The following is a 12,399-nucleotide window of genomic DNA, read 5'->3' as shown; positions in this document are numbered from 1 at the left end:
TGGCTAAACCTGCCCCGCCCTGGAGGCGAGACTGTGCGCTCACTTAGTGTTCTGATCCTTGAAGACAACGCTTTTCAATTGATGGCGTTGCACCAGATGCTCAATGCCAATCAGGTCTTCAGCGTCCTGACCGCCAGCAGCGTAGAGGCCGCCAAAGAATCGTTGGCCAATCGGGGCGGTGTTGATATCGCCATCTGCGATTTGCAGATGGACGGTCCTGACGGCCTGTCGTTGATCCGTTTCCTCGCGGCCAGCCGGCAGGCCCGCGCCGTGATTATTCTCAGCAGCAATGATCGTAGCGTGCTCGATGGCGCGGCGCATTTGGCCCGGGAGCAGGGTCTATGGGTGCTCGGCAGTCTGCAGAAACCAGCGTCTGCCACGGCGTTGCGCGAGTTGCTGGAGTCTTATCAGGAGTGTGTGCAGTGTGAATGCGAGCAGGTGCCAGCGACGCAGGTCGCACTGCGCCTGTCGCAGGAGGACGTGCGTCCGTTTGCGCCCGGCCAGGGCGTCGGCGACACGGCACCGCTCGATCAGTGGATTGCCCATTTCCAACCCAAGGTCAGTCTTGACGGCACATTACTCGGCGCCGAGGCCCTGGTGCGTTGGCAGCATCCTCGGCACGGCCTGCTGGCGCCGGACAGCTTTATTGAGGCGGTGGAATACGCGGGATTCATCGAACCCTTGACCTGGCACATGCTGGAACTGGCGCTGCAGCTGTCGGTCCGTGTTCAGCGTGAGCGAGGCAAACCCCTGCCCGTTGCGGTGAACATTCCGCCCTCGATGATCGAACAGGAACATTTCGCGGCGCAGGTGCTCGCGCTGCTGGCACGGTTCGGGCTGCCTGCCTCGGTATTGACGCTGGAAGTGGTTGAAAGCCCAGCTTTGCAGGTTTCAACGGTACACCTTGAGGGGCTGCTGCGTTTGCGTATGCAAGGGTGTCATCTGTCGATCGATGACTTTGGTACCGGCGCGTCGAATATCCAGCGTCTGCTGCAACTGCCGTTTTCCGAGCTGAAAATCCCGGCAGCGTTCGTCCGGTGCATGGCGGCTGACGGACGCAAGTCAGCGGTGGTGGCCGGGGCGTTGATCATGGCGCGGAAAATGAACTTGAATGTGGTGGTCGAGGGCGTGGAAACGGACTGTGATTATCGCGCCGTGCAGGCACTGGGCCGGCCGACGGTGCAGGGCCATTTTATTGCCCGACCGATGGCGGAGGCGGATCTGTTGCGCTGGATCAAACAGCGCGAAAGCGTCGAACTCAGGTCAACCCATGCTCTTGCAGATAGATGAACAAGGCCGCGTCATTGGCCAGTCCCAGTTTGCGCATGGCATTGACTTTCTGCGCGCTGACCGTCTGTTTACTGCGGTTGAGGTACGCGGCGATTTCCCCCACCGAGCTCCCGGCCGCCAGTAAACGCAGGACTTCCGACTCTTTGGGCGAGAGTTGCTCATAGGACAGCAGCGTTTGCGAACCATACTCGCCGGCCTCCTGCAGCACCTGGGTGACTGAGTCGGCGATGTAGGTTTTGTGATTACGAATGCTCTCGATCGCGGCAGGCAGTTCGCCGGCCAGACTGCCCTTGCTCAACAGCCCATTGACCCCAAGGTCCAGCATGTCGTGAAACAGCGCGGCATTGTTGAGCATGGTCACCACCACAATCGGCAGCTGCGGGTAATGTCGGCGGACCCGCTCCAGCAAGCGCAAGCCGTCATTTTGTTGATCGGCGGGCATCATGAAATCGGTGACCAGCACATCACAGGCGTGATCTTGCAGGCATTTCGTCAGTTCGGCCGGGCTGCTGGCTTCGGCAACCACCTTTACCTGGCTGTTCTGCTCCAGCACCACACGCAGCCCGATGAGAAAAATCGGGTGGTCGTCAGCCAGAATGACGCGCAGGGTTCCGTCAGTCGCGGCGCTCAAGATCGGGCTCCTTTGCCGTGGACAGGGTTTTTCTCGCCTCTCCCACACGGTATCGGCAAGTCAGCGGGTTGGCTGACGGTTGATTGCTGATGGCCAATGGTACGCGCGGAGTACACATCAGGCTGTTTTTTATCTGTCATCTTGCACAGGCATGCTCAAGCTTCTGGTAGCGGACAATCACCCCACTCACGACGGGAAGAACTTTCCCCTCGCGCTAATGGTCATTGAATTAGCACCTTTGTATTCATTCTGTTGAGTGGTGATCCAGATGGAAAATATCAGCTTACTGTTAAGCGAAGCCTTGTCACCTTATCAGGCAACGCTGGGTCCGGCCGGTTTTCATGGTGAGCGTCTGGTGACGCTGAAGGACTCAACCGGTACCACCGTGATCGAGCGCACGCTGTGTGTCGCTCAGCTTTGCGACAAACGCCAACTGACCGACGTGGTCGACGGTTTTCATCGGGATTTGCTGGTTGCCGAAGGCCGTCTCGAGCCAAGCATGATCGCAGCCCTGCGCCATGCCGCCCAGACACGAGGCTTTACCGCGATTCAGGCATTTTAATCAATGACCGGGGAACCTTCTTCCTGATCAGGGTTCCTATGAAGTACGGCAGGTTCAAGCATTGTGCTCCGGTGTTTGACGCCTGCCGTACTGGTCCTGAGGGACCACGGTTTGACCCCGAGTTAGTGCCCCGCTGCTCGGGGTTTCTTTTGTCTGCGATTTGGCAAAACGGAAGATCCGCGCATTCCCCTTCATGGGTTGAAACCAAATCGCAGCCTTCGGCAGCGCCTACAAAAGCCAGTCCGACTGCGCCCATCAAGGGCTCTGAAAAAACGCCTTGGCATCCTGCAAATACTCCTCGCGCGACTGCGGATCGAGCCATTCGGCATAGAATTCGATCAACTTGGTCTGACGCAAGATACGCATCTGCCGATTGATGACCTCCATGGCCTGCCGCCCTTGTTCGGTGTCTGAACAGCCGACATGGGCGAACTGGTATTTGGGCGAGCCCTTGACCGTGAAAAACAACAAATCCTCAACCGGGATGCCTTGCTGCACCGCCTGGAACCGCGCTTCTGGCCAATAGCTGAGCAGCGCCTGGACCCGCCCCAGGCGCTCCATCTGCAACAGGCTGCCGATAGCGTCGTTGCCGTAATGCGAGTTCAACTGATCGGGCAGGGCGCTCTTCATGATTTGATCGATCACCGGGCCGTAACTGCGTTCGGCGACCACGCCAAGCCGGATGCTCTGGCTCGCCAGCAACGCCTGTAGATCGACTTCTCCGTTGCTGATGAAGGGGGTGAAGCGCTCGACATCCCGGCGCTGGATCACCATGCCGTTGCTGATCACAGCGTAAGTCGGGATCGAGAAAACGATGTGTTTCGCCCGCTCGGGAGTCCAGAGCAGGGTAGGGTCGCAGGTGAACGTCGGTTCCAGCAACATCTGCATGGCCCGGGCACGGTTGACGTGCAACAACTGGTGGTTGTACTCGGGCATGCCGGCGATCAGTAGCGGCATCAAGCGGTCGATGGAGCCCTTGCCTTGTTGCGGACCATCGGCAATGGTCAGCGGTGGCAGATCGCGCAACAACCAGATCAAGGTGTCTTTCGCCAGGCCGACACGCGGCACACTGACAAGCGCCAGCAACAGCAGCGCTAATTTCAGTGAGAGCTTGCCAGAGGGCAAAGCGCGATAGACCATTCGCTGACAACTTCCTGAAAAACCGACTCTAGATTGCGCCCTGTTCCCGCAGGCGCTCGATGTGCTGTTTATCGTAGCCCAGCGTGGTCAACAACTCGTTGGTATGCGCACCCAATTCCGGACCCACCCAATCCACCGTGCCGGGCGTTTCCGCCAGCTTGGGAACGATCCCCGGCATCTGGAAAGCCTTGCCATCCGGCAGCTTCGCTTGAAGAAACATCTCCCTGGCGAGGAATTGCGGGTCCTTGAACATGTCCTCGGCTGAATAAATGCGGCTGGCCGGGACCTGCGCCTGATTCAGTTTTTTCAGCAATTCATCCAGCGGCAGCGAGTTGGCCCAGCGATCGATCACCCCGTACAACTCGTCACGACGGCTGTCGCGTCCGTCGTTGCTGGCCAGCTCTGGATCATTGGCCAAATCGTCGCGGCCGATGATCAGCATAAAGCGTTTGAAGATCGCATCACCGTTGGCGCCGATCTGCACGTGTTTGCCGTCGGCGCTGGTGTGAATCGACGACGGGGTGATGCCAGGCATAATGTTGCCGGTGCGCTCGCGGATGAAACCGAACACGTCGAACTCCGGCACCATGCTTTCCATCATCGCGAAAATTGCTTCATACAACGCCACATCCACCACTTGACCCTGACCGCCGTTGACTTCCCGATGACGCAACGCCATCAAGGCGCCAATCACGCCCCATAGCGCGGCAATCGAGTCGCCGATGGAAATTCCGGTGCGCACCGGCGGTCGATCCTCGAAGCCGGTGATGTAGCGCAAACCGCCCATGGATTCACCCACGGCACCGAACCCTGGCTGATCTTTCATCGGCCCGGTCTGACCGAAACCCGACAGCCGCACCATCACCAGCTTCGGGTTCAACGCGTGCAAAATGTCCCAGCCCAACCCCAGCTTCTCCAAAACACCTGGACGAAAGTTCTCAATCAGAATATCGGCTTCACTCAGCAGTTGCTTGAGGATGGCAATGCCGTCCGGATGCTTGAGATTGAGCGTCAGCGACTTCTTGTTGCGCGCCTGGACGAACCACCACAGTGACGTGCCCTCGTACAGCTTGCGCCACTTGCGCAACGGATCACCGCCGTCGGGTGACTCGATCTTGACCACTTCGGCACCGAATTCAGCGCAGATACGTGCGGCGAAAGGGCCGGCGATCAAGGTTCCCAGCTCAATGACTTTGAGTCCGGCGAGGGGTTTGGCAGAGAGTGACATGGGCCATCCTGTGAGCAACAAGTCGCATAAGACTATTCGATTCTGTCGTCAGATTCTGCCTAAGCTGCGTCCTGTTTTGTCGTAGGAGATTTATTTGCCTCGACCGCCGGGCAGATCGACCTGCTTCGGTCGTTCAATGAGCCAGCATCGGTTAGACTTGCGACCTTTCCCCGCATCTAGAAGTCCGTTCATGGCCCAGCCGTCCACGACCTACAAATTCGAACTCAACCTCACCGACCTGGATCGTGGCGTGTATGAGAGCGTCAAACAGACCATCGCCCGCCATCCTTCCGAAACCGAAGAGCGCATGGTCGTGCGTCTGTTGGCTTACGCCCTGTGGTACGGCGAGCAGCTGTCCTTTGGCCGTGGTCTGTCGGACGTGGATGAACCTGCATTGTGGGAAAAAAGCCTGGATGATCGGGTTCTGCACTGGATCGAAGTCGGCCAGCCCGACGCTGATCGCATGACCTGGTGTTCGCGCCGCGCTGAACGTACCAGCTTGCTGGCCTATGGCAGCTTGCGCGTGTGGGAAACCAAAGTGGTTCCGGCGGCGAAAAACATGAAAAACGTCCACATCGCGGCCGTGCCGCAAGACGTCCTGGAAATCCTGGCCAAGGACATGCCACGGGTGATCAAGTGGGACGTGATGATCAGTGAGGGGACGATTTTCGTCACTGACGATCGCGGTCAGCACGAAGTGCAGTTGCAGTGGCTGGTCGGCGAACGCGGCTAAACTGCCGTGCTCTGATCTGCCCACAGGCTGGCTCACTACCAGCCTGATCAAAAAAGAACCGTAAAACCAGCGGAAACCGAATGCGCATCGAACCACGCCTGTTGCCCGATACCTTGCCGTTTCTCGGCAATCTGCCACCGTTGTTGACCCGGCTGTACGCCTCACGCGGCGTGGTGTCGGAGGCTGAACTGGACAAAAGCCTGGCGCGCTTGATCCCCTGGCAGCAACTCAAAGGCATCGAAGCGGCGGTGGACCTGCTGGTCACGGCGCTTGAACAGCGTCAACGCATTCTGATCGTCGGCGACTTCGATGCCGATGGCGCCACTGCCAGCACCGTCGGCGTACTGGGCCTGCGTCTGTTTGGCGCGGCGCATGTCGATTATCTGGTCCCCAACCGCTTTGAATACGGCTACGGCCTGACCCCGGAAATCGTCGCCGTGGCCCTGGAGCGCACGCCACAGCTGCTGATCACCGTGGACAACGGTATTTCCAGCGTCGACGGCGTTGCGGCCGCCAAAGCTGCTGGTTTGCAGGTGTTGGTCACCGACCACCACTTGCCCGGTCATGAACTGCCGGCCGCCGACGCCATCGTCAACCCGAACCAGCCCGGCTGCGAGTTTCCGAGCAAGGCGCTGGCCGGTGTCGGGGTGATTTTTTACGTGCTGATGGCGTTGCGCGCGCGACTGCGTGACAGCGGCTGGTTCGAAAAAAATCAACAAACGCAGCCGAATCTCGGCGAGTTGTTGGACCTGGTAGCACTGGGCAGCGTGGCCGACGTGGTGCCGCTGGACGCCAACAACCGGATTCTGGTGCATCAAGGCTTGTTGCGCATTCGTGCCGGTCGCGCGCGGCCGGGGCTCAAGGCGATTCTGGAAGTGGCCCGTCGTGAAGCATCGCGCATTACCTCGACCGACCTCGGGTTTATCCTCGGCCCGCGTCTGAATGCCGCCGGTCGTCTGGACGACATGAGCCTGGGCATCGAATGCCTGCTCTGTGAAGACGAAACCCAAGCCCGGGAAATGGCCGTGCAACTGGACGAACTGAACCAGGACCGCAAATCCATCGAGCAAGGCATGCAGCGCGAAGCCCTCGCGCAGCTCAAGGATTTGCCGCTGGAGTCGATGCCGTTTGGCCTGTGCCTGTTCGAAGCGGAATGGCACCAAGGCGTCATCGGGATCCTTGCCTCGCGTCTGAAAGAGCGTTATCACCGGCCAACCATCGCCTTCGCCAGCGCCGGGGAGGGCGTACTCAAAGGTTCGGCGCGCTCGGTGCCGGGTTTCCACATTCGCGACGCGCTGGACGCCGTGGCGGCCAAGCACCCAGAGCTGATCAGCAAGTTTGGTGGCCACGCGATGGCCGCTGGCCTGTCGCTGCCGGAAGCGAATTTTCCTGCGTTTGCCGAGGCGTTCGACGTCGAAGTCCGTCGCCAATTGAACGAAGACGACCTGACCGGCCGTCTGTTGTCCGATGGCACGCTGGCGGTGGAAGAGTTTCACCTGGAGCTGGCCCGCGCCCTGCGCAATGCCGGCCCTTGGGGGCAGCATTTCCCTGAGCCGCTGTTTCATGGCGTGTTTCAATTGGTCGAGCAGCGTATTGTGGGTGAACGTCACCTGAAAATGGTGCTAAAAAGCGAATGTGGGTCGCTGAAAGTCGACGGCATCGCCTTCAGCGTCGACCGTGACATCTGGCCGAATCCGAACATTCGTTGGGTGGAATTGGCCTACAAGCTGGACGTCAACGAGTTCCGGGGCAATGAGACCGTGCAATTGATGGTGGCGCATATCGCACCCCGTTGAGCACTCGCAAGGTCGGGTTGTCTACTAGTCTCTAGGAAAAGTCGAATACGTCCTAAGTGTCTGGAAGCCTTACCCCTTACTTTGAGAGGTGCTCATGAGCCTGCTGCTTGAACCCGTAACTTTTCGCCAGCTGACCCTGCTCAATCGCATCGCGGTGTCACCGATGTGCCAGTACTCGGCCGTCGATGGACTGGCCAATGACTGGCACCTGGTGCACCTCGGCAGCCGTGCCGTCGGCGGCGCTGGTCTGATTTTTACCGAAGCCACTTCGGTGACCAAAGACGGTCGCATCACCCCGGAAGACCTCGGGTTGTGGAGCGACGAACAGATCGAACCCCTGCAACGCATCACCCGATTTATCACCGCTCAAGGCGCTGTGGCCGGCATCCAGCTGGCCCACGCCGGGCGCAAGGCCAGCACTTGGCGCCCGTGGCTGGGCAAGCAGGGCAGCGTGCCTGCCAGTGAAGGTGGCTGGACGCCTTGGGCGCCTTCTCCGATCGCCTTCGACCCGAACCACACCAAACCGGTGCAACTGACTGAAGAACAGATCCAGTTCGTGATCGACTCGTTCGTTGCCTCCGCCAAGCGCGCGCTGATTGCCGGCTTCAAAGTGGTTGAAATCCACGCGGCCCATGGTTATTTACTGCACCAATTTCTCTCGCCGATCAGCAACCAGCGTCAGGATCAGTACGGCGGCTCCTTCGACAACCGCATCCGCTTGACCCTGCAGGTCACCGAAGCCGTGCGCGCCGCGTGGCCGGAAGAACTGCCGCTGTTCGTGCGGGTGTCGGCCACCGACTGGGTGGAAGATGGCTGGAATCCCGACGAAACCGTGGAACTGGCGCGTCGCCTGAAAGCTATTGGCGTGGACTTGATCGACGTGTCATCCGGCGGCACGGCGGCCAACGCGGAAATCCCGGTCGGCCCGGGCTACCAGACCCGCTTCGCTGAACGCGTGCGCAAAGAATCAGGCATCGCCACCGGCACCGTCGGCATGATCACCGAACCGGCCCAGGCCGAACACATCCTGCGAACCTGCCAGGCCGACATCATCTTCCTCGCCCGGGAATTGCTGCGCGACCCGTATTGGCCACTGCATGCCGACGACGACCTCGGCGGCCGCAAAGCCGTGTGGCCGGCGCAATATCAACGTGCCACCCATCGTGACCAGCCGATACACGAGTCGGACTTGCGGGACTGACCGTTCGGTCCAGGCCGCTGCCCGCATTAGCCAGTTCAATCAGCCTCGGGCAGTCGGCAGGGCTCAATGCTCGACAATGCGTGCCCGCGTCTTCGGCGGCCGCCGCCGCCGTGGCATTGAGGATGGGCGTGCGTGGCGCAGTGGCATCCAGGCACAGGTTCATCAGTCGACGACCGATACCCTTGCCTTGGTACTCATCACTGACGATCACCAGGCCGATAGAGGAATAAGCGCCCTGGTGGCAGGCAAATGCGGCACCGATCAGCCAACCGTCATCTTTTCCCCACCGCGAGCCAGTGCTTCGATTTCAATCAGGTAGCCATGATGCAAGGCAGGCACGGGCACCACCGCGCGCGCCGGTCGATGTTGCCCCAGATAACGGGCGTAAATCCGGTCGAAGGCGGGCCAGTGCCCGATGCCTGCAATATAAATCGTGACCTTCAGCAGGTCACTGGGCTGTCGGCCAGCCGCATTGAGAATCGCCACCAGGTTGTCGAGCGCGATCGCTGCCTGCACTTCAAACGGTTGATCGGCACTGTGGCTACCTTCCGCGCGTACCGGCAGTTGCCCCGAAATATACAACACGCCTTCGTGCAGCACCGCCTGAGAGTAATGCCCGCCGGGCGCTGCCGCGTGGGTGGTATGAATGAGGTCGATCGAATTACCAGCCATGCAAACGACTCCAGATCTGCACGTCGCCATCGGCGTCACACGCGTGGTAATGCGGGAACTGCGCGCCAGTGGCGCAAGCATGGTTCGGCAGAATGCGCAGGCGGCTGCCGATGGGGAAGCGCGCGGCGAGGTCGACACAGTCGGCCGCCTCAAGGGTGATGAGGCCGTGTTCTTGATTGGCACCGTTGAACAGCGCGCCCTCGATCCAGTCGCCGGCTTCGCTGCACACCTGCCCATAGCCGAAGTCCCGTCGTTGGCGCTGCGTACCGCGATCACGGCTCATGGCCATCCAACCGGCATCGGTGATGATCCAGCCCTTGTCTTGCTGATGGCCGATGACGGTGGTCAGCACGCTCAATGCCAACTCGTCTGCCTGGCAGACGCCGATGTTGTGCATCACCAGGTCGAAGAACACATAGACGCCGGCCCGTACTTCAGTGACGCCTTCCAGGTTGAGCGCAGACAATGCGGTGGGCGTCGAGCCGATGCTGACCTCCGGGCACGACAGCCCGGCCTCGCGGATGCGTTGGGCCGCTGTGACGCAAACGCGGCGCTCCTGTTCCGCCATGGCTTGCAGCGCCTCAGGGGTGTCGAGTTCATAGCTTGAGCCGGCGTGAGTCATGACGCCGCGAAGGCGCATGCCGCCCTCAATGAGTACCCGCGCGACGTCGACCAGTACACCGTCTTCGACGTTCAGGCCGGACCGATGGCCGTCGCAGTCGATCTCGATCCAGACCTCGAAACACTCATCGTGTTGCTTGCCGAAGTCGACGATGGACTGCGCGGCGAACACGCTGTCAGTAAGGATGCTCAGTTGGCAGCCTTGACGCCTGAGTGACAGGGCCTGAGCCAGTTTTCCGGGCGCCATGGCGACGGCATAAAACACGTCGCTGATCCCTTCAGCGAAGCAGTGCTCGGCTTCCTTCAAGGTAGAAACCGTCACGCCGCTGGCGCCCGCGGCTATCTGCGCCTTGATGACCGGCAAGCATTTGCTGGTTTTGACGTGCGGGCGCAAGCGTACCCCCAGGGCGTCCATGCGTTGCTGCATGCGCTGGATATTGTGCTGCATGCGCGGTACATCAACGATCGCGACAGGGGTATCGAGGGAAGCAAAAGGCGCTGACATAAACGGAGCTCGGGTGGCTGGGTACAGCATCCACTCTACTGAGTCATCGTAAAGCTGTGGTTAAATGGATCGTCATTTATCCTTAAGTTGAACTGAATGATCGCTATCGATGACCTGCGTCTGGCCGTGACGCTGGCGCGCTCCGAGTCCCTCAGCGCTGCTGCCCGCATCCTCAATGTCTCGCCACCCGCGCTGTCCATGCGCCTGCGCAAACTGGAGACGCTGCTCGGCCTGACCTTGGCCAATCGCGACGCCCGGCGCTTGAGTCTCACAGCCGATGGTGAGCGTTTCGCCCGTGAATGCGCACTGTTGCTGGAACAGCTGGAGGCGCTCCCGGAGTCCTTCAAGCAACAGGACGATCGGCTGACCGGCACCCTCAGGCTGGCAGCGCCGTTCGGCTATGGCCGCCAACGGATAGCGCCATTGCTGGCGCGATTTGCCAAGGTGCACCCGCAGCTGTGCCTGCACCTGGACTTGCGCGAAACGCCATGGCCCGACCGGCACGACAGCGATGCCGTGATCCACATCGGCAGCCTCAACGACAGCTCATGGATCGCCAGAACCCTTGCGCACAACGACCGCTGGCTGTGCGCCAGCCCGGCCTACCTGGAACAACACGGTGTACCGTCGACACCCGACCAACTCGCCGAGCACCGCTGCATCTGCATCCGTGAAAATGACGAAGACGTCACCCTCTGGCACCTGCGCAAAGGCCAGGCCCGAAAAACCCTGCGCATCGAACCCGCACTGCTCAGCAACGACGGATCAGTAGCCCGACGATGGGCCGAACAAGGGCTGGGCGTGGTACTGCGATCGCAATGGGATGTCAGCGACGCCATCGCCACCGGCAACCTGATACGGGTGCTTGCGGACTGGCAATTCGATAGCGCGCCCATTAGTTTGATGGTGCCCTCGCGCAAGCTTCGTAGTGCGAGGGTTCAGGCGTTGATGGCGTTTTTGGAGGATGCGTTGAGGGAGTGATGGTGGGGCATCTGTAGCAGCACGGCTTGCCGGCGATTGGGCGTGGGGTGGTCGTGAATCCGAGGTGCCGTTTGTGCCTGCTCTCCGCGTGCTCTGTTTTACTGCTGCTAGCCATGAGGGGACGATTTCGACTCAATGTTATCTGTGCATCAGGCAGAAAGCGGCCAGGAGCGGCCACTTGCCTTTTAAAGTTGGATGGACCTTTTCGGGCTCGAAATGGCCATCTCGATAGCGGGACAAGAAGTTATCGAGTTGCCACGCATCCTTCGGCTATGTGCACTGTCACGAGTCCCATCCATCTTGCTCAAGACCGTCCAAAACGGATTCATAGAACGCCAACCCCAATTCTGCGTAGGTCTGGAGTGATGCCAGCGTGATGTCGTGGCCCGCATGGGTGTGCGGCACAGCATAGGTCTGATCGCGATTTTTCACCGTCTTTAGGCGAAGTTCGGCCCTTACTGTCCCTCTCTGATAGCCCGGTGGTGGTGGCACGTCCATCGTGACGCCGTTTATCGTGATTTTCGGGTTGCGCACTCGCATGCTGGGATTGCTAGTCGAGACGTTCTCGAAACCGCCTGGCATGACGCCAGTCGTTTCTTCATGTCGATGTTCGTCCGCATGACGAGCTTGGGAAAGGTATCGAATTAACTCATCGGACTTTAAAGCGGTCTTTACACGCTTCACGTGTGGCGAATTGAAGAACTTGGGGTCGCCCTTCAAGGCGGACTCAGTCTTGTTCCAGAAACGCGTGAGACGACCTATAAACTCTTTCCAGTGTGTCTCTTCTTCGTTAGGACTGGATGCCGACTTCAGCCCATCAAGCGCTTTCCTTGCAAGTGCGATTTCTTTGCGTGCCGCAACCAGTTTTATACCTGCCACGCCTTTTTCTCCGATTTATTCAGCGATGTCCAAGAATACAAGCACTGTTTGCCGGAGGGAACATTGAATCCGTCCCTTGCCGGCAGGTTCGCATTCGCGATTGGGCATAGATCCAACGTCCAAAAAAGGGGACCAAAAAAGGGGACGGATTTATTTTTAG

Annotated in this window: 12 protein-coding genes and 1 pseudogene; 6 read left to right on the top strand and 7 right to left on the bottom strand. The window is 59.7% G+C overall.

The window, feature by feature from the left end:
- Positions 1–33 precede the first annotated feature (33 nt).
- Entirely contained in the window at positions 34–1,290 is a 1,257-nt protein-coding gene (locus ACF0H7_RS25045) for an EAL domain-containing protein (protein ID WP_397449526.1), read from the top strand.
- Here ACF0H7_RS25045 and ACF0H7_RS25040 read toward each other — a convergent pair.
- On the bottom strand, positions 1,259–1,921 hold the full coding sequence (locus ACF0H7_RS25040; protein WP_397449525.1) for a response regulator: 663 nt from the start codon (positions 1,919–1,921) through the stop codon (positions 1,259–1,261). The two genes, ACF0H7_RS25045 and ACF0H7_RS25040, sit on opposite strands and share 32 nt — an antisense overlap.
- Before the next feature lie 268 nt (positions 1,922–2,189).
- Here ACF0H7_RS25040 and ACF0H7_RS25035 point away from each other — a divergent pair, with 268 nt between their 5' ends.
- Positions 2,190–2,483 (top strand): DUF3509 domain-containing protein, encoded by a 294-nt coding sequence (locus ACF0H7_RS25035; protein ID WP_397449524.1) that lies wholly within the window; start codon positions 2,190–2,192, stop codon positions 2,481–2,483.
- 255 nt (positions 2,484–2,738) lie between these two features.
- On the opposite strand, the gene ACF0H7_RS25030 is transcribed toward ACF0H7_RS25035, so the two are convergent.
- Both ACF0H7_RS25030 and ACF0H7_RS25025 read right to left on the bottom strand, forming a co-directional pair.
- Positions 2,739–3,623 carry a TIGR02285 family protein gene (locus tag ACF0H7_RS25030; protein ID WP_397449523.1) on the bottom strand — a complete coding sequence of 295 codons (885 nt, stop codon included), beginning with the start codon at positions 3,621–3,623 and terminating at the stop codon, positions 2,739–2,741.
- Positions 3,624–3,651: 28 nt separating this feature from the next.
- Positions 3,652–4,851 carry a CaiB/BaiF CoA transferase family protein gene (locus ACF0H7_RS25025; RefSeq protein ID WP_397449522.1) on the bottom strand — a complete coding sequence of 400 codons (1,200 nt, stop codon included), beginning with the start codon at positions 4,849–4,851 and terminating at the stop codon, positions 3,652–3,654.
- Between the two features lie 190 nt (positions 4,852–5,041).
- On the opposite strand from ACF0H7_RS25025, the gene ACF0H7_RS25020 reads away from it, so the two are divergent.
- The 3 genes from ACF0H7_RS25020 (at position 5,042) to ACF0H7_RS25010 (ending at position 8,581) form a co-directional block, all read left to right on the top strand.
- The gene (locus ACF0H7_RS25020; protein WP_397449521.1) at positions 5,042–5,584 is read left to right on the top strand and encodes a YaeQ family protein; all 543 of its coding nucleotides are present in this window, start codon (positions 5,042–5,044) and stop codon (positions 5,582–5,584) included.
- Positions 5,585–5,664: 80 nt separating this feature from the next.
- Positions 5,665–7,380 carry a single-stranded-DNA-specific exonuclease RecJ gene (recJ, locus tag ACF0H7_RS25015; protein ID WP_397449520.1) on the top strand — a complete coding sequence of 572 codons (1,716 nt, stop codon included), beginning with the start codon at positions 5,665–5,667 and terminating at the stop codon, positions 7,378–7,380.
- A 94-nt stretch (positions 7,381–7,474) separates the two neighbouring features.
- The gene (locus ACF0H7_RS25010) at positions 7,475–8,581 is read left to right on the top strand and encodes an NADH:flavin oxidoreductase/NADH oxidase (RefSeq protein ID WP_397449519.1); all 1,107 of its coding nucleotides are present in this window, start codon (positions 7,475–7,477) and stop codon (positions 8,579–8,581) included.
- Between the two features lies 1 nt (position 8,582).
- Here ACF0H7_RS25010 and ACF0H7_RS25005 read toward each other — a convergent pair.
- The 3 genes and pseudogenes from ACF0H7_RS25005 to ACF0H7_RS24995 form a co-directional block, all read right to left on the bottom strand.
- Positions 8,583–8,846 (bottom strand): annotated as a pseudogene (locus ACF0H7_RS25005) (GNAT family N-acetyltransferase); the annotation flags it as partial.
- Positions 8,843–9,253 carry a RidA family protein gene (locus tag ACF0H7_RS25000; RefSeq protein WP_397449518.1) on the bottom strand — a complete coding sequence of 137 codons (411 nt, stop codon included), beginning with the start codon at positions 9,251–9,253 and terminating at the stop codon, positions 8,843–8,845. The pseudogene ACF0H7_RS25005 and the gene ACF0H7_RS25000, both read right to left, overlap by 4 nt.
- Positions 9,243–10,379, bottom strand: a complete 1,137-nt coding sequence (locus ACF0H7_RS24995; RefSeq protein ID WP_397449517.1) for a DSD1 family PLP-dependent enzyme — start codon at positions 10,377–10,379, stop codon at positions 9,243–9,245. The genes ACF0H7_RS25000 and ACF0H7_RS24995 overlap by 11 nt, the downstream gene beginning before the upstream one ends.
- 96 nt (positions 10,380–10,475) lie before the next feature.
- Between ACF0H7_RS24995 and ACF0H7_RS24990 the strand changes: the two genes are divergently transcribed.
- Entirely contained in the window at positions 10,476–11,360 is an 885-nt protein-coding gene (locus tag ACF0H7_RS24990; RefSeq protein ID WP_397449516.1) for a LysR family transcriptional regulator, read from the top strand.
- A gap of 282 nt (positions 11,361–11,642) precedes the next feature.
- Here ACF0H7_RS24990 and ACF0H7_RS24985 read toward each other — a convergent pair whose 3' ends face one another.
- A complete protein-coding gene (locus ACF0H7_RS24985) occupies positions 11,643–12,239 on the bottom strand; it encodes a hypothetical protein (protein ID WP_397449515.1) in 597 nt (198 codons plus the stop codon).
- Between the last annotated feature and the right edge of the window lie 160 nt (positions 12,240–12,399).

The sequence above is a fragment of the Pseudomonas sp. NA-150 genome (genome assembly GCF_044336365.1).
Taxonomy (GTDB): domain Bacteria; phylum Pseudomonadota; class Gammaproteobacteria; order Pseudomonadales; family Pseudomonadaceae; genus Aquipseudomonas.
The sequence above is the reverse complement of the archived record's forward strand: the minus strand, read 5'-3'. Positions and strand labels throughout refer to the sequence as shown.

What these genes read in the sequence shown, in the direction of transcription:
- ACF0H7_RS25025 (WP_397449522.1), bottom strand. Translation starts at nt 4,851, where the DNA reads ATGTCACTCTCTGCCAAACCCCTCGCCGGACTCAAAGTCATTGAGCTG.
- ACF0H7_RS25000 (WP_397449518.1), bottom strand. Translation starts at nt 9,253, where the DNA reads ATGGCTGGTAATTCGATCGACCTCATTCATACCACCCACGCGGCAGCG.
- recJ (WP_397449520.1), top strand. Translation starts at nt 5,665, where the DNA reads ATGCGCATCGAACCACGCCTGTTGCCCGATACCTTGCCGTTTCTCGGC.
- ACF0H7_RS24990 (WP_397449516.1), top strand. Translation starts at nt 10,476, where the DNA reads ATGATCGCTATCGATGACCTGCGTCTGGCCGTGACGCTGGCGCGCTCC.
- ACF0H7_RS25020 (WP_397449521.1), top strand. Translation starts at nt 5,042, where the DNA reads ATGGCCCAGCCGTCCACGACCTACAAATTCGAACTCAACCTCACCGAC.
- ACF0H7_RS25010 (WP_397449519.1), top strand. Translation starts at nt 7,475, where the DNA reads ATGAGCCTGCTGCTTGAACCCGTAACTTTTCGCCAGCTGACCCTGCTC.
- ACF0H7_RS24995 (WP_397449517.1), bottom strand. Translation starts at nt 10,379, where the DNA reads ATGTCAGCGCCTTTTGCTTCCCTCGATACCCCTGTCGCGATCGTTGAT.
- ACF0H7_RS25035 (WP_397449524.1), top strand. Translation starts at nt 2,190, where the DNA reads ATGGAAAATATCAGCTTACTGTTAAGCGAAGCCTTGTCACCTTATCAG.
- ACF0H7_RS25030 (WP_397449523.1), bottom strand. Translation starts at nt 3,623, where the DNA reads ATGGTCTATCGCGCTTTGCCCTCTGGCAAGCTCTCACTGAAATTAGCG.